The sequence below is a fragment of the Paenibacillus sp. MAHUQ-63 genome, from assembly GCF_028765165.1.
Classification (GTDB): Bacteria; Bacillota; Bacilli; order Paenibacillales; family NBRC-103111; genus Paenibacillus_E.
Window position 1 is genome coordinate 1,581,617 of record NZ_JARADB010000003.1, and the last position, 20,424, is coordinate 1,602,040.

The 20,424-nt window shown below is 52.0% G+C and carries 17 protein-coding genes; 5 read left to right on the forward strand and 12 right to left on the reverse strand.

Annotated features, from left to right (window positions below):
• The first annotated feature begins 31 nt into the window (after nt 1–31).
• Nucleotides 32–2,287, forward strand: coding sequence for an EAL domain-containing protein (locus PUT07_RS22790; RefSeq protein WP_274470779.1), 2,256 nt, complete (start codon nt 32–34; stop codon nt 2,285–2,287).
• Between the two features lie 174 nt (nt 2,288–2,461).
• Here the strand turns inward: PUT07_RS22790 and PUT07_RS22795 are convergent, their stop codons facing one another.
• The 9 genes from PUT07_RS22795 to PUT07_RS22835 all read right to left on the reverse strand — a co-directional run bounded on the left by PUT07_RS22795 (nt 2,462) and on the right by PUT07_RS22835 (nt 10,244).
• Nucleotides 2,462–3,466 (reverse strand): siderophore ABC transporter substrate-binding protein, encoded by a 1,005-nt coding sequence (locus PUT07_RS22795; RefSeq protein WP_274470781.1) that lies wholly within the window; start codon nt 3,464–3,466, stop codon nt 2,462–2,464.
• A 20-nt stretch (nt 3,467–3,486) separates the two neighbouring features.
• Nucleotides 3,487–4,245: an iron ABC transporter ATP-binding protein gene (locus PUT07_RS22800; RefSeq protein ID WP_274470783.1), complete on the reverse strand. Its 759-nt coding sequence runs from the start codon at nt 4,243–4,245 to the stop codon at nt 3,487–3,489.
• Nucleotides 4,242–5,189 (reverse strand): iron chelate uptake ABC transporter family permease subunit, encoded by a 948-nt coding sequence (locus PUT07_RS22805; protein ID WP_274470784.1) that lies wholly within the window; start codon nt 5,187–5,189, stop codon nt 4,242–4,244. Before PUT07_RS22805 ends, PUT07_RS22800 begins: the two co-directional genes overlap by 4 nt.
• On the reverse strand, nt 5,179–6,132 hold the full coding sequence (locus tag PUT07_RS22810) for an ABC transporter permease (RefSeq protein ID WP_274470785.1): 954 nt from the start codon (nt 6,130–6,132) through the stop codon (nt 5,179–5,181). The genes PUT07_RS22805 and PUT07_RS22810 overlap by 11 nt, the downstream gene beginning before the upstream one ends.
• 13 nt (nt 6,133–6,145) lie before the next feature.
• On the reverse strand, nt 6,146–6,706 hold the full coding sequence (locus PUT07_RS22815; RefSeq protein WP_274470786.1) for a nitroreductase family protein: 561 nt from the start codon (nt 6,704–6,706) through the stop codon (nt 6,146–6,148).
• Nucleotides 6,707–6,834: 128 nt separating this feature from the next.
• The gene (locus PUT07_RS22820) at nt 6,835–8,415 is read right to left on the reverse strand and encodes an AraC family transcriptional regulator (protein WP_274470787.1); all 1,581 of its coding nucleotides are present in this window, start codon (nt 8,413–8,415) and stop codon (nt 6,835–6,837) included.
• A gap of 242 nt (nt 8,416–8,657) precedes the next feature.
• On the reverse strand, nt 8,658–8,927 hold the full coding sequence (locus PUT07_RS22825) for a hypothetical protein (protein ID WP_274470788.1): 270 nt from the start codon (nt 8,925–8,927) through the stop codon (nt 8,658–8,660).
• Between the two features lie 334 nt (nt 8,928–9,261).
• Complete coding sequence (locus PUT07_RS22830; protein ID WP_274470789.1) at nt 9,262–9,402, reverse strand: hypothetical protein; 141 nt, start codon at nt 9,400–9,402, stop codon at nt 9,262–9,264.
• A gap of 38 nt (nt 9,403–9,440) precedes the next feature.
• Entirely contained in the window at nt 9,441–10,244 is an 804-nt protein-coding gene (locus PUT07_RS22835; protein ID WP_274470790.1) for a peptidoglycan-binding protein, read from the reverse strand.
• A gap of 454 nt (nt 10,245–10,698) precedes the next feature.
• Here PUT07_RS22835 and PUT07_RS22840 point away from each other — a divergent pair, with 454 nt between their 5' ends.
• The 3 genes from PUT07_RS22840 to PUT07_RS22850 all read left to right on the forward strand — a co-directional run bounded on the left by PUT07_RS22840 (nt 10,699) and on the right by PUT07_RS22850 (nt 16,317).
• Complete coding sequence (locus PUT07_RS22840) at nt 10,699–11,988, forward strand: efflux RND transporter periplasmic adaptor subunit (RefSeq protein WP_274470792.1); 1,290 nt, start codon at nt 10,699–10,701, stop codon at nt 11,986–11,988.
• A 44-nt stretch (nt 11,989–12,032) separates the two neighbouring features.
• Nucleotides 12,033–15,140, forward strand: a complete 3,108-nt coding sequence (locus PUT07_RS22845) for an efflux RND transporter permease subunit (protein WP_274470794.1) — start codon at nt 12,033–12,035, stop codon at nt 15,138–15,140.
• 187 nt (nt 15,141–15,327) lie between these two features.
• On the forward strand, nt 15,328–16,317 hold the full coding sequence (locus PUT07_RS22850; RefSeq protein WP_274470795.1) for a ketoacyl-ACP synthase III: 990 nt from the start codon (nt 15,328–15,330) through the stop codon (nt 16,315–16,317).
• A 17-nt stretch (nt 16,318–16,334) separates the two neighbouring features.
• On the opposite strand, the gene PUT07_RS22855 is transcribed toward PUT07_RS22850, so the two are convergent.
• From PUT07_RS22855 to PUT07_RS22865, 3 genes are read right to left on the reverse strand one after another with little or no spacing between them, the layout of a single operon-like run.
• Entirely contained in the window at nt 16,335–18,134 is a 1,800-nt protein-coding gene (locus PUT07_RS22855; RefSeq protein WP_274470797.1) for a glycosyltransferase, read from the reverse strand.
• Nucleotides 18,135–18,170: 36 nt separating this feature from the next.
• A complete protein-coding gene (locus tag PUT07_RS22860; RefSeq protein ID WP_274470799.1) occupies nt 18,171–18,893 on the reverse strand; it encodes a glycosyltransferase in 723 nt (240 codons plus the stop codon).
• Between the two features lie 12 nt (nt 18,894–18,905).
• Nucleotides 18,906–19,655, reverse strand: coding sequence for a sulfotransferase domain-containing protein (locus PUT07_RS22865; RefSeq protein ID WP_274470800.1), 750 nt, complete (start codon nt 19,653–19,655; stop codon nt 18,906–18,908).
• Nucleotides 19,656–19,940: 285 nt separating this feature from the next.
• Here PUT07_RS22865 and PUT07_RS22870 point away from each other — a divergent pair, with 285 nt between their 5' ends.
• A complete protein-coding gene (locus PUT07_RS22870; RefSeq protein WP_274470801.1) occupies nt 19,941–20,348 on the forward strand; it encodes a hypothetical protein in 408 nt (135 codons plus the stop codon).
• Nucleotides 20,349–20,424 lie beyond the last annotated feature (76 nt).

Sequence of the window (20,424 nt, forward strand, 5' to 3'; positions counted from 1 at the left end):
ATCAGATTTTCGTCAGGAAGTGAATCGCATCATGTCGACCCGTCATCTAGTCCTTACATCCGTTATTTATCTTCTTCCGGCCTTCTATTTCTTCTATTCGTCCGTTGAGATCGGTCTTCGCAATCCCAAAAGCATTATCAACCGCTCCGCGGCGTTGTTCGTTGCTTGCTTCGCCGTCATGTGCATCGTGCAATGTATGCTGAACTTGTTCCCGCTGGCCTATGCCCCGCTTTTTTATCAGTTCGTCTTTCTCCCTCTCATCCTGGCATCCACCGGCATCGGGATGATGTTCTATTTCCATTTGACCAAGTTTGCCCAGAGGATACCGAAAGCCGTGCGGCTGATCGTCTACTGCTTGCCCTTCTGCCTGTTCGCGCCGCTGACCATGTTCACGCCGCTCGTTATCGACGGCTACGTCGTGAACAATGAGTGGGTGAAGCCCGCCGTTGGGCCATTATTTCCCGGCTTGATCGCTTTTGTTTTCTTCTATTGTCTTACAGAGATTCTGCTGCTGGTCCATATCATCCGCCGGCATAACGGCAGCGGGAATCACAAATACTTGATTCTCATGGTGTGCAGCTTCATTACGCTGTTGTGGGCGTTCAGCCTGTATATTGTCGGCAATGTCTCGGATGCGTATCTGGCCTTGCCGGAAATCTCCATCCACGCCGTCATTTTCTATATTTATGCCGTGCGCAGGATCATCAAAAAGTATGACATGCTGCCCAATGATTCGCGGAAATACGAGCTGCTCTTCGAACTGGCTCCATTCGGCGTAGCGCTGCTCGACCAGGATGCCAACATCGTGGAAATCAATGCCGCCGGCAGGAGCATGCTGCCTCCGGTAGAGAAGAACCACGGGAAGCGCTCCTACTCTTTCTTGGATACGTATCCCAAAGACATGCATGCGCATTTGCTGGAAACGCATCGCAGGCTGTTTGAAGCGAAACAGCCTTTGAGCAACCACGAGATTACCAAAACATCTTATCTGGGCAACAAGTCTCTCACCTTCGTGGTGGATACGCAGTACTTGGATGTCGATGACGAAACGCTGCAGTTCCTCATTCTTCGGGACATCTCTGAGCAAAAGGAAGCCGAACAGAAAATCTCCTTTCTAGCTTATCACGATGCGCTGACAGGACTGCCGAACCGGAACTTGTTCCACGAACGGGTCAACGAGGAGCTGCTGCAAGCCCAAAGTACCGGGCAGCTGCTCGCCGTTATGCTGATTGACTTGGACCGGTTCAAAATTGTCAATGACTCCCTGGGTCATCAGGTCGGAGACCGGCTGCTTCAATATGTGGCAGGCCTGCTGAATGAACCCTTCCATGAAGGAAGCACTGTCGCTCGAATCGGCGGAGATGAGTTTCTCATTCTGCTCCCGAATCTTCCATGCAAGGAAGCCGGAGTGAGCATCGCCAGCCATCTGATCGGCCGTTTCCAGAAAGCCTCCTTCCAAGAAGAAGGGCTGGAGCTGAGCATTACGGCCAGCATCGGCATCTCCTTCTATCCGGATGACGGCGAGGATGTGCATTCCCTCATTAAAAGCGCGGATATCTCGATGTATAAGGCCAAAGAGCAAGGCCGCAACCAATTGGAGGCGCATCAAGCCTCCATGAGCCATAAGGCCGATGAGCGGCTCACGATGGAGCGCAATCTGCGTAAAGCGATCGAGCTGGACGAGCTCGTTCTCTATTACCAGCCGCAGATCGATCTGGCAAGCGGGCAAGTCTGCGGCGTGGAAGCGCTCGTCAGATGGCATTCACCTGACAAAGGGATGATTCCTCCGCAGCACTTCATCCCGTTCGCCGAAGAATGCGGATTGATCGTTCCGCTAGGCGACTGGGTGCTGAGGAACGCTTGCCTGCAGAGCAAACGTTGGCAGGACGAAGGTCTCCCTCCCCTGAAGGTGGCGGTCAACATCTCCGCGCTGCAATTTCATCAACATTGTTTCGGAGACCAAGTTCAATCCGTCTTGGAGGAAACCGGACTGGATCCGAGCCGTCTGTGCCTGGAAATTACAGAAAGCGTCGCGGTGCAGAACGAAGAGAAAGCCATCGCCGTGCTGCAGCAGCTAAGCGCGCTAGGCATATCCATTGCGCTGGACGACTTCGGTACCGGGTACTCGTCTCTGTCTCTGCTCAACAAACTGCCGATTCATCAAATCAAAATTGACAAGTCGTTCATCGGCGACAAATCGCCGCAGGGGGGACAAATCGCCAAAAGTATCATCTCCCTGTCGCGCAGCCTGAACCTGAGCGTACTTGCGGAAGGCGTGGAAACGTAGGAGCAGTACAACTTCCTGGCCGAAATCAACTGCGACAGCATCCAGGGCTTCCTCATCTCGCGGCCGATTGCGGCAGCGGAATTCGCACAATGGCTGCGCGCCACCCGGATCGTATAAGAGCCCAAAAAGGCTGCCGGACATCCAAACGGATGTTCGCGCAGCCTTTTTCTTATCCTATTTTACAGCTTCAGCAACTTGCTTGACCATGCCTTCAACGGAAATCAAGCCGCCGCCGGAAAGGTACCAGAAGTTCGGATCCAGATAAACGATGTTGCCGTTCTTGAAGGCGTTCGTCTTCTTGACAATCTCGTTCTCAATCGTTTGTTTGCCTGACGATTTGCCGTCTACAACCTTCCCGCGATCGACCACGAACAAGTAATCGGGATTTTTCTCCAGAATGAACTCGTTGGAGATGTTCTGGCCATGCGTAGTGACTTGAATGCTGCTGTCTGCCGGTTTAAAGCCAAATACGTCATGAATGATACCGAATCTTGAACCGGCGCCGAAAGCGCTCAGCGATGTATCCTGTACAAGGACGATCAGTGCGTTTTTCCCGGATGCGGATGCTTTCGCTTGCAATTGTTTCGAAGCCTCTTCGATCTTGGCGACTTCGGCTGCCGCTTGCGCTTCTTTGCCAAAGATTTTGCCTAATGTTAAGGCATTCTCTTTGAACGACTCCATATATTTGGTCGTATCTACGCCCATGTAGATGGTCGGGGCAATTTTACTAAGTTCAGCGTAGGCTTTCTCGGAACGACCGGAGATGATAATCAGATCCGCCTTGCTCGCATTGATTTTCTCAAAGTCCGGCTCAAACAGCGTGCCCGCGTTCACATATTTGGCATCTTTGAATTTATCCAAATACGATGGAATATTCGTTTGCGGAAGGCCGGCTACTTCTACACCAAGACGGTCTAGTGAATCCAGAACGCCGTAATCGAAGACGAACACTTTCTTCGGGTTCGTTTTCACTTTCGTTTCCCCCAGCTTGTGCTTCACGGTAATTTCCGCAGGTACCGCAGGTGAAGCTGATGCTGCTGTTGCCGCTGCTGTTGCCGCCGGTTGCGGGCTTGCTGCCGCGGTCTTGGCCGTTTCCGTACCGGCTCTGCTGCCGGCCCCGCAAGCCGCTGCAAATAGGGCGACCATCGCCGCCGTAAGTAATATAAGTATTTTTCTCATCGTTGAGCACCTCTTTCATTTCATTTAAAATATAAACAAATTTTATTGCCGTTCATTTCTTGAATCGGAATGTCCATGTCATACACAGCACGAAGGACGGCGGAATCAATCATTTCGTCCGTCGTTCCTTCCTTCACCAATCTGCCTTGCTTGAAGGCAACGATCCGGTCCGAATAGCACGAGGCAAAATTGATATCATGAATCACGATAATGACCGTCTTGCCGAGTTCATCCGCAAGTCTGCGCAGCACCTTCATAATCTGCACGGAATGCTTCATGTCCAAATTGTTCAGCGGTTCGTCGAGCAGGATGTAGTCCGTATTTTGGGCAATGACCATGGCGATGAACGCCCGTTGGTTCTGCCCTCCGCTCAGCTGATCGAGATATTTGTGCTGCATGTCCTCAAGCTCCATGTACCGGATCGCCTCATCCACGAACTGCCAGTCCGCTTTCGTTAGCTTGCCTTGAGAGTAAGGGAATCGCCCGAAGCTCACCAAATCGCGCACGGTCAACCGGACATTGATCTGATTGGATTGCTTCAGAATGGCGATTCGCTTGGCCAGCTCCTGGCTCTTGACTTTGCCGATTTCTTCGCCGTCAATGAACACTTCGCCGCTATCCTTCGCAATGAGCCGGGATAGGATCGAGATGAGAGTGCTCTTCCCTGCGCCGTTAGGCCCGATCAACGAAGTAACCTTGCCTTTGGCGATACGCAGGGAAACCTGCTCAAGAACGGTGTTGGTACCATAGGATTTGGACACATTGCTAATTTCAATCATGATTTATTCTCCCTTAGCAGCAGGTATAAGAAGTACACGCCCCCGATGAAATTGATGATAACGGCAAGCGGTGTGGAGAAGCTGAAGATGCGTTCCACAATCAACTGTCCGCCTACTAACAAGAAGATGGAGAGCAGGATAGCGCCGGGAATCAAATACCTGTGCCGGTATGTCTTCATGAACTGGTAAGAGAGATTCGCCACGAGCAAGCCCAGGAAGGTGACCGGACCGACCAGTGCCGTCGCGATAGAAACGAGCATCGCAATGATGATCAGCAGCCTTTTCACCACATATTCAAAGGGCACTCCAAGGTTAACAGCCTGATCCCTGCCGAGCGACAGGACATCCAGATATTTCACGAATCTCAGGCTGTATAAGGTGGCTGTGGCACTTAGCAGAACCGAAATCACCAGCAGCTTGCTGTTAACCGTGTTGAAGCTGGCGAAAGACCGGCTCTGCAGGATGGCGAATTCATTCGGATCGATCAGCACTTCCATGAACGTCGTGAAGCTGCCGAAGAAGGTCCCGAGAATAATGCCGAATAGCAGCAGGAAGTACAGATGCCTCTTCTCGCTCCGGAACAGGAACTTGAACAGGAGCAGAGCAAACAGCGACATCAATCCGACGCTGATGGCGAAATTCACATTCCCATTGGCGGACAGCACGCTCTTCGATCCCAGCAAGAAAATGACCGTCGTCTGAATGAGCATGTACAAAGCGTCCAGACCGATAATGCTCGGAGTCAGAATCCGGTTGTTCGTTATCGTCTGGAATAAAATGGTGGAGTAAGCAATCGCTGCGCCCGTCAGCATGAGGCTGACGACTTTAATGCTTCGTCTGGGAAGCACATAATCCCAGTTGCCACCCGCATGCAGCGTAAGGAAGGCGGCAATGACCGTCAAGGCAGCGAGCGCGAGCAGACTGAGCTTCCATCTAATCGTCATAAGCTTGTCTCCTCAACAGCAGAAATAAGAATAGCCCGCTCCCGATGATGCCTACGGTTAAGCCGATCGGAATCTCGTAAGGATAGATGATCACACGTCCCAGAATGTCGCAAAACAGAACGAACACAGCGCCAAGGAGCGCTGTATGCGGCGCGATCTTCTTCAAATTGTCCCCTTGATAGATGGATACGATGTTCGGAACGACCAACCCCAGGAACGGGATGATGCCGACGCTCAAAATATTCACCGAAGCGACAACCGCAACGATCGTCAATCCGATATTGACGACCTGCCGGTAATTCAGCCCCAGATTTGTAGCGAAATCCTCCCCCATCCCCGCAATCGTAAACCGGTTTGCATACACATAGGCGATGATTAGCATCGGGATGCTGATGTAGAGCAGCTCGTATCGTCCCTTCATGACGGTCGCGAAGTTGCCCTGCAGCCAGGACGATATATTTTGAATCAGATCGAACTTGTAGGCGAAAAAAGTGGAAATCGAAGTAATGATGCTTCCGTACATTAAGCCGACCAGCGGAATGAAGATCGTATCTTTGAAGCGGATGCGGTCCAAGATTTTCATGAAGACATAAGTGCCGGCGAGCGTAAAGACGAAGGCGACGGCGATTTTCTGCAGCGGCGTCGCATCCGCAAACAGGATCATCGACACCAGGATCCCCAGCCTCGCACAGTCCATCGTCCCCGCCGTTGTCGGCGATACGAATTTATTGCGGCTAAGCTGCTGCATAAGCAGTCCGATGACGCTCATGCTGATCCCGGCGATAAGGATGGAGATGAGGCGCGGGATGCGGCTCACCAGCAGGATATGGGCTTGATCCTCCGTTAAATGGAACAAATCCAACGGCGTGATTCCTTTAACCCCGATAAATAGGGAAACAGTAGATAATAGAAGAAGTGCGAGAACTAAGTATCTGATTTTCATGACCTTAGGCAGCCTATTCCATGACAGTCAATCGGTCTCTGGCTGGGATGCGCGCTTGTACCGGAGGTATCTTGCCGGGGTAGCCGGTATGCAAGCTGGCGATGATGCGCTCGTCCGGCTGTACGCCGAAAGCTTCCCGGAACGCCTCCAGCTTCAGCAGCGGGTACGACTCCCACACCATACCGATGCCCTGCTCCCAGGCTAACAAGCTGAAATTATGAATCAGACAGGAAGCCGAGGCATAATCCTCTTCGGCAATCGCCGGGTCCGCGTTCACCTTCAGAACGACGGCGATGAACATGGGCACGGACATGAACTTGTTCCACATCTTCTCCCCGATTTCCCTTGCTTTCTCCGGGTCGGACTCTCTCTCTTGTCTGAACTTCCGAACGGTCTCCGCCAGCTTGCGGCGTCCCTCCCCATGAATAACTACGAAGCGCCACGGCTGCGTCAGCCGGTGGTTCGGCACCCAGACGGCCGCATCCAGAAGCTCGGACACAAGCTCCACGGATACCGGTCTATCTGCAAATTGGTGAACGGATCGCCGTTCTTTGATTAGTTGTGTAAGTTCCATGTATCCCCCTGTCCAGCCTTCACGACTGCACTTAGAATGATAATCGTTATCAACGATACCTATTTTGGCACGATTGACGGGTCGCGTGAATGGAATTTCCTGTTTTCGATATGGATTTTTTCACTCAGTCATGATTTGGACAACAAATGGTATACCGTCTCATCGATCAAGGTGTCATGCATCGTAGCGTTATACATCAGCAGTCCCTGATGGCGTATGAATATAATTTGCTGCTGCCTGTCGCTATAAGCCTTCTTCAGGCGGCGCCACGTCGAATCCAAGCTAAGGCAGTACTCGCTCGGGTACATGTTGGAGACGAAGAAAATGACATTGTCACAGTCCATTGAAGCTACTTCATGGAGGGAGTATGTATCCAGGAACGATACCTGCTCGACAGGCTTGGGCGGAGTAATTCGCAGCTCATCATAAAATAAGTCCTTCATCTTCTTCCTCGTCAATCCATACACCCGGTAGTGCTTCTCTTGCGCGGTGACCAGAAGAAACGGTTTGCCGCCAAGCCGCTCCCGAATATGTTCGCGGGCATTTTCCACCTTCATATGGAAATAAGTCAGCCATCTCTCGGCCACGCTGGACAGACCCAGCAAGCGGCCGATCATGAGCAGCGTCTCCTTCCAGCTGTAATCGCGCCACTGAATGACGGTGACCGGAGCGATGTGGGACAGTGATTCGAGCAGCTCATCGGAAAGCGGACCGCACAGAATCAAGTCCGGCCGGCAATCCCGAATTTGTTCGATATAGGGATGGAGATCCGGCTCCAAATGCCAATCCTTGTGCAAACTGATCTTGGGCGTAATGCCTAGAATGGACAGGTTCCCATGAAAAATCGCACTGAGATTCGCAACACGAATTTGTGCCTTTTTCATAAAATCCGAAGGGGACAGCCCCATATGCTTTTTGAAAAGCCGGCTGAAATACAGCTCGTCGGGATACCCGACAGCGTGCGCAACCTCGGCAATCGAGGACGGCGAGCTGCCCAGCAGCCCTAATGACCGGTTCAGGCGAATCGTCGTCACGAATTTATGCGGGCTAAGGCCGGTGATCCCCCGGAACGCCTGATAGAACTTACGGCTCGCTCCCGACAGACGGGCCATCTCCTCCACATCGATCGCTTGGTTGTAATGCTCCATTAAATATTGCTTCGCCTGCTCGACATACTCGACCAGATCGTCCTCCGCCTGCTTCGGGTGATGCAGACAAGCCGTTAAGGCCGCCGCCATCTTGTAGAGGTGCGACTGCAGTTGGTAATACAGCGACGTATCCGGCTGGCCGCAATCGCTCAGGAAGTCCGGCACCCAATGGAAAAAGTGCGGCATCCGGAAGCTGTGCAGCTGCAGTTCATCCTGATGCAAAAAATCATCGCCGGAGACCTGCTCTCCCGCCGAAGCTCCAAGCTGCGTGCAAGTTAGCTTCTGGAATCGGATCCAGATTACACGGGCGCGGTGGTGGCCGCTGTTCTTGATCATGCAGCGGCAGTCCGGCGGTACGAAGAACAGCTCACCGGTCAATATCTTATTGGTGCGGCGGTGAGTCCCATTTTCCAGGGTAACTCGAATGACTTCATCTATTGCATACCCGAACGCGCAAATCGCTTGGCTGTCCAATTCAAGTGTCGTTTCACTCTCGATGTGAAGCTCATCCGTTCGCAGATAATGGAGGGTATGCGCTCCTGAAGCAAGTGTCTTGACCATAGGGTTCACATCCTGACATGGTTAAAATGAGATGATCATTATCACTATTCTAAATGATAATGATTATCATTGTCAAATGGGTGTGCCTCCCACTTGCGCATACACGGCAAGCTTGGCGGCTTCGCCAACTGCCGGCCGCGTCGGCCTAAAAGGCATCCCGGCTGGTCAAGCCGCTTCCCGAAGCCTCCCTACCCCAGTACCCGCGAGTAACTCCGCGGCTATCCTAACGGACACAGCAGCCGTTATTTGCCCGATAATCGGCGGCTTCCACCGCTAACGGACACCACTGCGCTTATTTGCCCGATTTCGGGGCGCAAATCAGGCTCAGATGCGCAAATAACGGCGCCGGTGTCCGTTGCATGTTCGGAGCCGCCCATTTTGCCCATATAAGGGCTGCCATGTCCGTTAGCCCGCCGCGCGCGGGGGCGAATCCGGCTGGGCAAGCCGCTTCCCGGCCAGCCTCCCCTGCCCCAGGAACCCGCGAGTAACTCCGCGGCTATCCTAACGGACACAGCAGCCGTTATTTGCCCGATAATCGGCAGCTTCCACCGCTAACGGACACCACTGCGCTTATTTGCCCGATTTCGGGGCGAAATCAGGCTCAGATGCGCAAATAACGGCGCTGGTGTCCGTTGCATGTTCGGAGCCGCCCATTTTGCCCATATAAGGGCTGCCATGTCCGTTAGCCTCCGCGCGCGGGGGCGAATCCGACTGGGCTAGCCGCTTCCCGACCAGTCTCCCCTGCTCCAGGTACCCGCGAGTAACTCCGCGGCTATCCTAACGGACACAGCGGCCGCTATTTGAGCGACAATCGGCAGCTTCCCCCGCTAACGGACACCACTGCGCCTATTTGCCTGATTTCAGTGCGAAATCAGGCTCAGATGCGCAAATAACGGCGCTGGTGTCCGTTGCATGTTCGGAGCCGCCCATTTTGCCCATATAAGGGCTGCCATGTCCGTTAGCCTCCCCCGCATCCGAATAACACAAAAAAGCCTCCGCCCTATCAACAGGCAGAGGCTTTGAAGCTATTTCCCGATGAACTGCTGCGTGAACATTTTGCCGCAAGGGCCGCCGTTCACAATACCGATCCCAATGTGCGTGTAATCTTTGCTCAAAATATTCGCTTTGTGGCCGGGCGAATTCATTAACGCCTCATGCGCGGCCTGCACCGATTGGTTGCAAGCGATATTTTCTCCCGCAGCGTTATAGGTGATGCCGAACTTCTCCATCATATCGAAAGGGGAGCCATACGTCGGCGAATCATGCGAGAAATATTTATTATCGACCATGTCCTGGCTCTTAAGCCTTGCTGTCTTGGTCAGCGCGGCATCGGCCGCCAGCGGAGCCAGCCCTACGGCTGCACGTTCTTTATTCACCAGATCCAGCATCTGCTGCTCCTCTACCGTGAGGCCAGATGTCGGCGGAACCTCCGGTGCAGGTTGAGGTGTCTGCTCCGGCTCGGATGGCGGCGGTGCAGGCGGCGGTGTGGACGGCGGTGCCGACGGTGCCGGTGGAGGCGCCGGTTTCTTCGGTATTTTCAAATTACCATATGCCCAAAGAATGGACTGCAGCGTTTGGTCATCAATATTCCCCGTTACCGGAAGTCCATACCGGCTTTGGAACGCTTTGACACCAGCAGCGGTTTGGTTGCCGTAGTAGCCAGTAATAGGACCACTATAGTAGCCCAGCGATTTGAGCATCCCCTGCACCGCATAAACGTCCGGGCCCTTCGCCCCTTTCCCGTAGGCAAAAGCGGTCGTGGAGGTCGAGCAGAACAAGGCGACACAGATTAGTACGATCCAGACATGCTTATTCCTGCCATGAAACATACGTTTACGTTCACTCCCCATCGTCATCAGTATCATTCGCCCGGAACGGACGACAGGTTTAGCGTGACCTAATTTTTGGTTTTTATCCATTTTTTATTGATGGAGACAAATCTGCACATGCGAATCGTGCGGTCTGCAACGATTAAGGGAACAAGCGCTCACCATGTGGTTGGAAAGCCGCCCGCCCCATTATCAAATCCGCCCATCATTGTAGGCCAACCATACCCGCCGATCAACAAATTAATGACCGCCAGTTTAAAATATATATTCCTCTAATAAGCCAATTGAAACCGATTACCTGATGAACCTTATCGACTTGGCTTTATTTCAGAATCAAGACAAATGACTTTTAGTCAAAATATTATTGACCGTCAGTCACAATTTTTGTTATAACTAAATTTGGAAACAGTTCATCGATAGATAGGGAGGCATTACCATGGAGAGCGGGAGAACCATGTCTACACAATCGAATCCTTGGCCGAAGAAGCTCGCACGTACAGCCCGGGGCTTCGCTGCGCATAAAGCCGGCGTTGTGCTGATTCTGACGGCCCTTACACTTGCAGGCTGTTCCCACGGAGCGCCCTCATCCCCGGCCTCAGCACCGGACCAGGCTGCCGGCATAACGGGCAAGCCGGTCAAAACCGCCAAGGTCGCCTCACAAGTCTGGACCGGCGCCAAAACACTGACGGCTGACGCGATTCCCTCGCTGGAGTTGAACGTCATCCTGAAAGTCGACGGCGATGTACAGAGCGTGCTGAAGAAACGCGGAGAACAGGTTCATAAAGGCGATGTCATTATCGAGCTGGATAAGAAGGATGTGCTGCGCCAGCAGCAGAAGCTGCTGTATGCCAGAGCCAGCTTGGAAGAACAAATGGCTAAGGCCAAGAAAGATTTTACCGACAGCACGCTTGAATTAACGAATAATGTTGCCTCAACCAAGCAAGCCTTGGAAGATGCAACGAAGCAATATAACCGGGTTCTGAACGACTATGATATCGGCCAGGCAACCGAAGAACAGAAGGAACAATTGGAAACAGGGGTGAACCAGCTGCAGCGTAATCTTCAAACCTTGGAACAGAAACTGCAGACGCTCCGAAGCACCAATCCCCTAGCGGCCATTGAATACCAAATGCGGGCTAACGAGATCGATCTGCAGGATATGGAAGTTAACCTGTCTTATTATGACGTCAAGGCACCGGCAGACGGCCTCTTGACCGAGATGCCCATCGAGGAAGGGATGACGCTGCCCCGCGGTCAGAAGATCGGCGTTGTCCAGCGGCAGACACCGATGAAAATCCGCGCCGAAATAACGGAAGCGGATTTGCCGCTCGTGCAAGGCCAAACGGACCTTTCGTATCAGATTCCCGGTTCCGCCGATACCTATCAAGGCAAAGTGACTTATTTGGCCTCCGCCGCCAACATTCAGACGAAGACTTATACGCTGGAGCTCGAGGCTGCGAACGAAGAGGGCCGGCTCAAAGCCGGTATGCGCGTACAGCTTCTACTAGCTGACAACGGAGGCCAGCAAGTCATTGCCGTGCCGTCGGACAGCATTCTTCGCGAGGACGGCGAGCCCTATGTATTCATTTTGAATGGGGACCATGCGGAGAAGAGGACGGTTAAGCCGGGCCGCAGCAAGGATGCCATGACGGAAATCTCCCAAGGGCTTCAGGCAGGCGATACGCTGATCGTGTCCGGCCAATACCAGCTTAAGCATATGGAGAAAGTAACCCCCGGCGAATAGGTTTCGGCTCCAACCGGAACGGCAGAACAGAAGGAGGAGTCCGCTTGATTGCCAAACTGATCAAATATCAAAAAATCACGCTGTTATTCTTTGCCGTATTCGTGCTGATGGGCACCATCAGTTTTTTTACGTTAAGCCAGCGTGAGAATCCGGAAATCACCGTTTCCATCGCCACGGTATCGACGGTGTATCCCGGCGCTTCGCCGGAAAAGGTTGAACAGCTCGTCACCAAACCGCTGGAAGAAAAGATCCGGGAGATGGACGCGATCAAGTCGATCGATTCCACATCCTCCACCAACGTATCTTTCATAACGGTCGAGATGGAGCCTGGCGTTGACAACAAACGAGCCTGGGATACGCTTAGACAGAAAGTGCAAGAGGCACAGAGCAAGCTGCCTGCGGAAGCGCACCAGCCCGAAATCTTCGACGACCTGGCCAAGACCGCGGCTCAAATCATTCATCTGACTGTGCCGAGCTCATCGGAGTTGGAGTCGCTGCGCCCTATTTCCCTCATATGGAAAGACCAGATACGCGCGATAGCCGGGGTCAGCGATGTTCAAATCGTCGGGCTCTCCGATCTGGAAGCCAAGGTGATTCTGGACAAGGAGAAGCTCGAAAGCCTCCAGCTTCCATGGACGCTGGTCATGCAGGCGCTGACGAGCGCCCACGACCGTACGCCTATCGGGAATGTGAGTGCCAATAAACAAGACACCTACGTGCAATTGACGGGCGAATGGCAATCCGCTCAGGATATCGGGGAGACGGTCGTCTACCGTTCCGCGGCGCAGGGCAATTCGCTTAAGATTCAAGATGTCGCACAGGTCGGCATCGGTCCGGAGAAAACGAAGGAGCAAGTTCTTTACAACGGCAAACCCGCTATCGATGTTGTCATCTATCCGGCCAAGGGCCAACATATTCCTTCCTTGCAGTCGAGAATTGACGCCAAGGTCGCCGAATTGCAGGCACAGCTCCCCGCGCACGTGACGATGGTATCGTTGTTCACGCAAAAGGAAAGCGTGAGCAAGCTGTTTAACGAGCTGTCGCGGGAGATGCTCATCGGGATGGCTGCCGTACTGCTCGTCTGCATCCTCGGGCTCGCCTTCGGAACGTCCATTATCGTTGCTATGGCGATCCCCGTCTCCATCGCGCTCGGGTTCCTGCCGATCGGCATGACGTCTATCGATCTCAATCAGATTTCTATCGTCGCGCTCGTCATCGTGCTCGGCATCCTTGTCGACGACGCCATCGTCGTGAACGATAACATCGAACGCCGGCTATCCCTCGGCGATTCCCCATTAGATGCGTCGTTGAAAGGAAGCCAGGAAGTCGCGATTTCGATTCTTACCGCAACGATCGCCACAGCGGCCGCTTTCTTTCCGCTATTTTTCCTGAAAGGCAATATCGGCGACTTCATCCGTCCGATTCCCGTCGTCGTGAGCCTGACATTAGCCGCGTCGATGGCCATGTCGCTAACCATCGTTCCGATTTTCCGCAAATGGAACGGCGAACGCAGCCTTCGCAAAGGAATTTCCGCCAAGAACAAGATGCCGGGACTTCTGGGCAAGCCCATATGGCACCTGAGCGAGCAGTATGAGAAATGGATCCGCCGCCTGCTGCGCAAGCCTTTGTTAACCGGCACGATCGGCCTTGTCATCGGGACGGCCAGCTACGGCTTGCTGCCTTTGCTTGGCGTGCAGTACTTCCCAAGCGCGGAGCGCAGCGAATTTCTTGTCGATGTGAAAATGCCGGTCAGCGCCGACTACAAACAAACCGCCGATATGATGGCAAGTTTGTCGGTATGGGCGGCCAAACAAGACGGGGTCTTATCCGTCTCGGCCTACGCAGGAAGAACCACGCCTAAGTTCTACTATGCGGAGAACGATGCCAGCGGGACAAGAATGGGCCAATTGTATGTGAAAGTCGACGAATCACGGACCCACACCGGCAAGCTCGTAGCCAGCTGGCGCGAGCAGCTGCGCAGCCTCTATCCGGATATTGAGCTGCTGCCCAGGGAGCTGGAGCAGGGACCTCCGGTCGGGGCGCCGATCGCCTTGCGAATCAGCGGCTCGGATCTAGGCGAGTTGACATCGCTCTCGAAGCAAGTGCAGTCGATGCTGAAAGGCATCCCCGGCACCGACAACGTCTCCGACAGCATCGGCGAGGATACGTACACGATGAATCTTCGGCTCGACCAGGAGAAAGCCCGCCATTACGGCATTACCGAGAAGGACTTGTCGGCAACGGCGAGGCTTGCTACCGATGGGATCGAAGTCTCCAAGCTGCAGCTGGGCAACGAGAATATTCCCGTCACATTGTTCAGCGAGACGAACGGGACCCCGTCCGCCCAAACGATCGGCGCTCTGCTCGTTCCCGCACAATCAGGGGCGTTATACCCGATCGAGCAGTTTATCGATTTGCAGCCCAGCCGCATGATTACATCCGTGCAGCACCACAATCTGGTGCGGACGATCACAGTTAGATCTTATACGGACGGGAGATTGGCGGCTGACATTGTGAAGGATTTGGAGCAGCAGATTAACCAACTGCACAAGCCCAATGGCTACACCATCGAATTCGCCGGCGAGAACGCCGACCGCAACGATGCCTTCGCCTCCATCGGCAAGCTGTCCATTATTGTGGTATGTCTGATCTATATCATTATCGCGATTCAATTTTATTCGTTATCCGTACCGTTCCTGGTGATGTTGACCGTCTATTTGGCCATGGGGGGCGCTTTGATCGGGCTGTTCGTGACGGGCGCACCGATCGGGTTCATGGCGCTCATGGGATTCGTCAGTCTGGCGGGGATTGTCGTGCGCAACGGCATCGTGCTCGTTGAATTTATCGAAGAGGCCCGGCACAGCGGCATGGCCCTGTACGACGCCATCGCCGAATCCGGCCGCGCGCGGCTTCGTCCCATCCTGATGACGTCCGCTACGGCAATCAGCGGCCTCCTACCCATGGCCATTATCGGAGGCAGCTTGTGGCGGCCAATGGCTGTCGTCATTATCTCAGGATTGATCATCTCAACGCTGCTTACGTTAGTGATCGTCCCTTCCTTCTACTTGCCGCTCGCCCAGTGGCGGGATAAGCGCAAGCTCAAACGGCTGGCGGCGGAGCTTCCCCGCCAAGGTCATTCAGCGTCACAATAGCCGCTGCTTTCAGGCGTCTTCGCGTTCATCGCGGAGACGCCTCCATTTGTTTAGGTATGGCGAATTCGGACAATCTGCGAATGAGCAATTGTTATTCTCTTCTCCAGCTGCCCATTGACACCGGCAGCAATCTCCCTTAGAATTAGTACCAAGTACTAATACCTGATAACAATAAGGAGAGATTTCCATGCCCGCATCGACTCCCTTGCACGCCCGCATCACCGCTATCGGCAGCTACGTGCCCTCCCATATACTTACGAACGCTGATTTGCAGAAAATGGTTGACACCAACGACGAATGGATCGTCCAACGCACCGGCATTCGCGAGCGACGGATCGCCGCGGCCGAGGAATTCACAAGCCATCTATGTATAGCAGCCGTTCAAAACATGCTGGACCGATACCCGCAATCGCTGGACGGCGTGGATCTGGTTATCGTCACAACGCATACGCCGGAGCTGCCGTCGACGCCGGTCGCCTGCCAAGTCCAGGCGCACTTCGAGCTCCCCGCTGCCGGCGCCTACGACCTGAACGCTACGTGTGCGGGATTTGCCTATGCCGTGCACACGGCAAGCGGACTTGTCGCGGCCGGCTTGCACCGCAAAGTTCTCGTTGTCGGCGGCGATTCCATGTCCAAAATCACGGACTACACCGACCGCTCGACCTGTATACTCTTCGGCGACGGCGCCGGGGCTGTCGTCGTGGAACGCGAAGACGAACATCCTGCCTTCCTTGCGCACCACGTCGGCTCGGACGGCTCCGGCGGCAAGCATGTGTACCGTTCGGGATTGGCCGCGAGATGGCAGGACATCCCGCTCACAGGCAACGGCAAGCTTGTCCAGAACGGACGCGAGGTGTACAAATTTGCCGTATCCACAGTTCCGCTAGGGGTAGAAAAACTGCTTGCGAAAAGCAACATGCAGCTTGATGATTTGGATTGGTTCATCCCCCATAGCGCTAACTTGCGGATGATTGATTCCATCTGTGAAAAGAGCGGCATTCCTTTTGACAAGGCGCTGTACAGCCTGGAGTACTACGGGAATACTTCTGCCGCTTCGATGCCGTTGGCGCTGGACCTTGGCATCAGAGAGGGCAAAGTTAAAGCTGGAGATACGCTTCTGTTATACGGCTTTGGCGGCGGCTTAACGCATGCAGGCTTGATTGTTCGTTGGGGATAACTAGGCAAAAGATAAGCTTATAGCCTGCACAGCGTTTCAAAAGCGTCAATGACCATCGGATATTTTCCCATTTGACTGATTCTATATTTCTCCTCTTGAATCTTCGAATAGGACGGGTCATCGGGAAGGAGCAGCTTCGTCACTTCCATTTTATGGGCCAGCCGATAGCTGGCTCTTTCCAGAAGAGTTACGAACGTTTGTTTAAAAAGTCCGAACTCCCGCGCATTTTCATAACAAAGTGCTTTGTACTGCGTGAGAATTTGGTTTAGCTGGTATAATGTTTTCGCATGGGGAACTAAATTAAGCGCAAAGATTTGCACATCAATGACGCTATGCTTCATTTGGAATTTGTAAAAATTAAGATTCGCTTCTTCTCCAATCGAGGCGGAAATCGGATGCTCCTGGTGGTACGTAACCATTTTGCCCAGATTGACAAACTGCGCCCCCATTTTAAACAAGCGATAGCCCATTTCCACGTCATCCCAGCCGTAGCCGTCCCACTCCTCAAAAAAACCTGCCTGCCCAAGAAAGCTTCTCCGCAAGGAAATGTTCCCGGTGTAGAAGAAAATCCAGGGAAACATGAACCCGGACAATTGGTCTCCATAATGCTGGAGAACTTCCTTCTCGTAATATTCCTCATGCGGCTTCAGAAAAGATAACGAATTCAGCAATTGTACATTTTCTAAATCTTCTTTATTCAAAAGCGGAGTGATCTGGGGGCTGGTTGCATATTTGCGCCATCTCTTCGAGTATTCCTGCTTGCACTTACTCATGATAGCCTTGATATGCTCGAATTGCCCGCTGCTAAACCCAGGATGAATCAGTGAGTACACTCCTCGCAAATGTATAGTCCCTATTGCGATGTACCGGTCGCGTGCTTGATGAGCCTGCACATGCTGCTCAATAAAGTCCGGACCGACAAGCACTTCGGCGTCTAAGAAAATAATGACTTTCCCGTTCGCTGCCCGGATGCCCATATTTCTGGACCGGGGTCTGCCCACATTTTTTTCACATTTTATATATTTAAATACAAAAGGGAATTCATTCTTCTGTACGATAGACGGTGTGGAGTCATCGGATGCATTGTCCACCATAATAACTTCTACCTTAGAGAGGTCAAAGGTCTGCTTTTGCAGTGAAAATAAAGTAAGCAAATTGTAGGGATAACGGTTATAGGAAGGCAGCACGAGGCTGACCTCCATGGTTCTTTTCAACCCCTGATGTACGAGCAGATTGGTCTTGTGATTCGAATACCAATACAATCCAATTTCATTCCCGGATAGCGAGGAATGCATACTGCTGCTAATTTGCCCGTGCGTTCTCGCGTGATTCCAAACTCTTAGCTCCTTCATCTCGCCTTGAAAACAACCATATGGGGAAAGACCTCCCAAAACAAGTGACGGGTAGATCATGCCCTTGATGCTTGGCTGACCTTTTTTGGCCAATCGTCCGTTCACATACAGAGAAGGCACCTTATCTTGATAGACTAAGGCCACATGCGCCCATTGGTTGATGGAAACAGGATAAACAAGGACAGCAGGCAAATGGTCAATGGTATGTTCGTAGACCGAAATGCCATTCACCCCGATGGAAATGCCAATACCGGCCTCGTCGCTATGCTCGCCGCAGGCCGGTCCGATAATGTAAGCCTGTCCTGTGTTTCCGTATATGCCATACGATGCCTCTGCGCCCAGGTGAATTCCCGCCCCGGCCGGCTTCACCCAAAACTCGTAAGTAAAGGAATTGGGCAGTGCTCTAATCATATTCTGAATCGTCAGCGATTCATTCCCAGAGAAAGATATCGGTTCATGCAGCATGCAGGATTCACCCTTTCTAGCTAACAGGAGCTTACCTTACCTCACTTCATTAATTAGACGTTCGAGACTTCCTTTATACTTTTCGTTGACCGATTGAATTTCGATCCATTGTTCCTTGCTATGCACGACACTCCCCATTGCATCATGCACACGGTAAAGGGTCAGCGATTCAGGAAGCGAATGAAACGTATAGAAGTGCGCAGCCCTCTTCCAATAATCAAAATCGTGTGTAAACGGAAGGGCTTCATCGAAGAGCCCGACCTTCTGGAACACGTCCATTCTCATCATGATCGTCGAACCGTTCACAGGACAGCTGTTCACCAAATGCTTTAGAAAGTAGAGCCGGTCTTCAAAATGCAGGCCAACATTCATCCTTGTGATGTGGTCGTTTCCGTCGATAAGATGAAAATTCGTGTAGCTGACCGAGGCATTTTTACGCAGCATAAAGTTGACCTGCTTTTCAACTTTTGTAAGATCATATACATCGTCAGAACTCAACCACGCGAACAACTCGCCAGTTGCCCGCCGAATCCCCGCATTCAAGGCTGTCGCCGTTCCGCCGTTTGGTTTCTCCACATAAACGATTCGAGATAAGTACGGCTTTACAAGATCGGTATGCTTGGTGGAGCCATCACTGACGACAATCAGTTCGATATGCGGATAGGATTGCTGCAGGACGCTTTGAATCGCCCGCTCTACATAAGGACAATTATAAAAAGGCATCACGACAGATACTTTCGGCACGTTACGCTTATCCATGAGCTCCCCCCATCACCAATCCTTATTCTTGGCCTGCCCTAATTCAATCAGCAAATCTCCTGCCACTTCTTTAAATGCATCCTTGATTTCGTTATCAAATGCTTTCTCCCACCCCCCGATTCTGCCCTCTCGAAAAGTAGGTGAACCTGATGGATTGATGTTACCCTCCATTCGATCCACCATCTGCTCAATGGATATCGGAGGCGTGCGTCCTTCCCACAAATATTCAGCTATTTTCTTGATCGTCGCTCTACGGGATGCTTGAGACCGCATCAAGTCTTCGTAGGTAACCGTACATACCCCAGGTTCATCCATCCAGCCCAGGAACAAGCGATAATAGTCCGCAAGATGGGGATAGTCGATCTCAGGAATACCGTAAATAATTTGCATGTAACTTTCTTTCAATGGGAGGTTTGGATCTGCAAATGAAAACGGATAGGGGATGGTTCGGACAAAATGAACAAAAGAAACGAGGATATCACGCAAATCTCTGAGCATAAAAATTTGCTTCATCTGCAATTGACGAAACATGGCGGCCCACTCCGGCATATGGTAGATATGTCCTGTAATCATTTCATTGTCCGCGGCGCCGCGTAATACTTGATAATGCGTCTGAACCTGTTTGGCTGTTCCTTCGTACATATGTTTGTTTTCATCGTGTGTAACATCGGGGATTCCTAAGAGGATCTGCAACAATAAATGGGTTCCGCTTTTGGGTATCGTATTTTGAAAGAAACCAGGAAGCTTTGAAGGTACGGTCATAGAAGAACTCCCCTCTCTATTTTCACTACAATTTCTGATATACAAAACTTATCGTCATTATACTCAAAATGGAATAAATTGGATTGTATAAGGACCTATTTTTACTCAAAAAATCAAGACAACTCAGCAAGCTGTTTCTCAGGACTACAAATACCTTCCGTGTTTATACCCTTTTTATGTAAAATATGTAACTTGCACAGTCAATCTATTAATCCCCTACATAAGTTAAGAGTATCATCATAGAGTTATCTTTATGGTGAATGTTAGTGGAGAGGGGGATTCACCATGGCCAAGCAAATTGTTGATGCTTTTCAAAGTATTCCATCTACCTCAACAGGTTCGATTAGCAGACCAATTCCGGCAGCGCCCAGCAGTATTATCTTAGCCGATTTTGGTCTTACGTTCGGAGCTAATACGAGTGTATATTTAAGTGCCACTGTTGGATATGCGGCGACTCTTGGATTACCGGATGTAACATTTCGTATCGTCAGAGACACATTACCGATATTCACGATCACTTCAAGCAATTTAACATTATTGGAGCAAGGAAATCTTTCTTTTAATACAGTGGATATTAACCCGCCAGCGGGCAGCCACAATTACCGTTTAATTGCTGATGTCTCATCTGCCTTAACGATTGCTACTGTCATAGGCCCTGTTGCTATCAGCGGCATTGCAATTGCCACAGTATAACCCAAAGACCTGGCCACCGGGCCAGGTCTTGATTTGTGTAAACTTTTTCTTATCCGAACAACCGTCCACTCCTACC

Excerpts from the sequence above, each read along its gene's own strand:
- PUT07_RS22790 (WP_274470779.1), top strand. The coding sequence starts at position 32 with ATGTCGACCCGTCATCTAGTCCTTACATCCGTTATTTATCTTCTTCCG.
- PUT07_RS22795 (WP_274470781.1), bottom strand. The coding sequence starts at position 3,466 with ATGAGAAAAATACTTATATTACTTACGGCGGCGATGGTCGCCCTATTT.
- PUT07_RS22800 (WP_274470783.1), bottom strand. The coding sequence starts at position 4,245 with ATGATTGAAATTAGCAATGTGTCCAAATCCTATGGTACCAACACCGTT.
- PUT07_RS22805 (WP_274470784.1), bottom strand. The coding sequence starts at position 5,189 with ATGACGATTAGATGGAAGCTCAGTCTGCTCGCGCTCGCTGCCTTGACG.
- PUT07_RS22810 (WP_274470785.1), bottom strand. The coding sequence starts at position 6,132 with ATGAAAATCAGATACTTAGTTCTCGCACTTCTTCTATTATCTACTGTT.
- PUT07_RS22815 (WP_274470786.1), bottom strand. The coding sequence starts at position 6,706 with ATGGAACTTACACAACTAATCAAAGAACGGCGATCCGTTCACCAATTT.
- PUT07_RS22820 (WP_274470787.1), bottom strand. The coding sequence starts at position 8,415 with ATGGTCAAGACACTTGCTTCAGGAGCGCATACCCTCCATTATCTGCGA.
- PUT07_RS22835 (WP_274470790.1), bottom strand. The coding sequence starts at position 10,244 with ATGTTTCATGGCAGGAATAAGCATGTCTGGATCGTACTAATCTGTGTC.
- PUT07_RS22840 (WP_274470792.1), top strand. The coding sequence starts at position 10,699 with ATGTCTACACAATCGAATCCTTGGCCGAAGAAGCTCGCACGTACAGCC.
- PUT07_RS22850 (WP_274470795.1), top strand. The coding sequence starts at position 15,328 with ATGCCCGCATCGACTCCCTTGCACGCCCGCATCACCGCTATCGGCAGC.
- PUT07_RS22855 (WP_274470797.1), bottom strand. The coding sequence starts at position 18,134 with ATGCTGCATGAACCGATATCTTTCTCTGGGAATGAATCGCTGACGATT.
- PUT07_RS22860 (WP_274470799.1), bottom strand. The coding sequence starts at position 18,893 with ATGGATAAGCGTAACGTGCCGAAAGTATCTGTCGTGATGCCTTTTTAT.
- PUT07_RS22865 (WP_274470800.1), bottom strand. The coding sequence starts at position 19,655 with ATGACCGTACCTTCAAAGCTTCCTGGTTTCTTTCAAAATACGATACCC.
- PUT07_RS22870 (WP_274470801.1), top strand. The coding sequence starts at position 19,941 with ATGGCCAAGCAAATTGTTGATGCTTTTCAAAGTATTCCATCTACCTCA.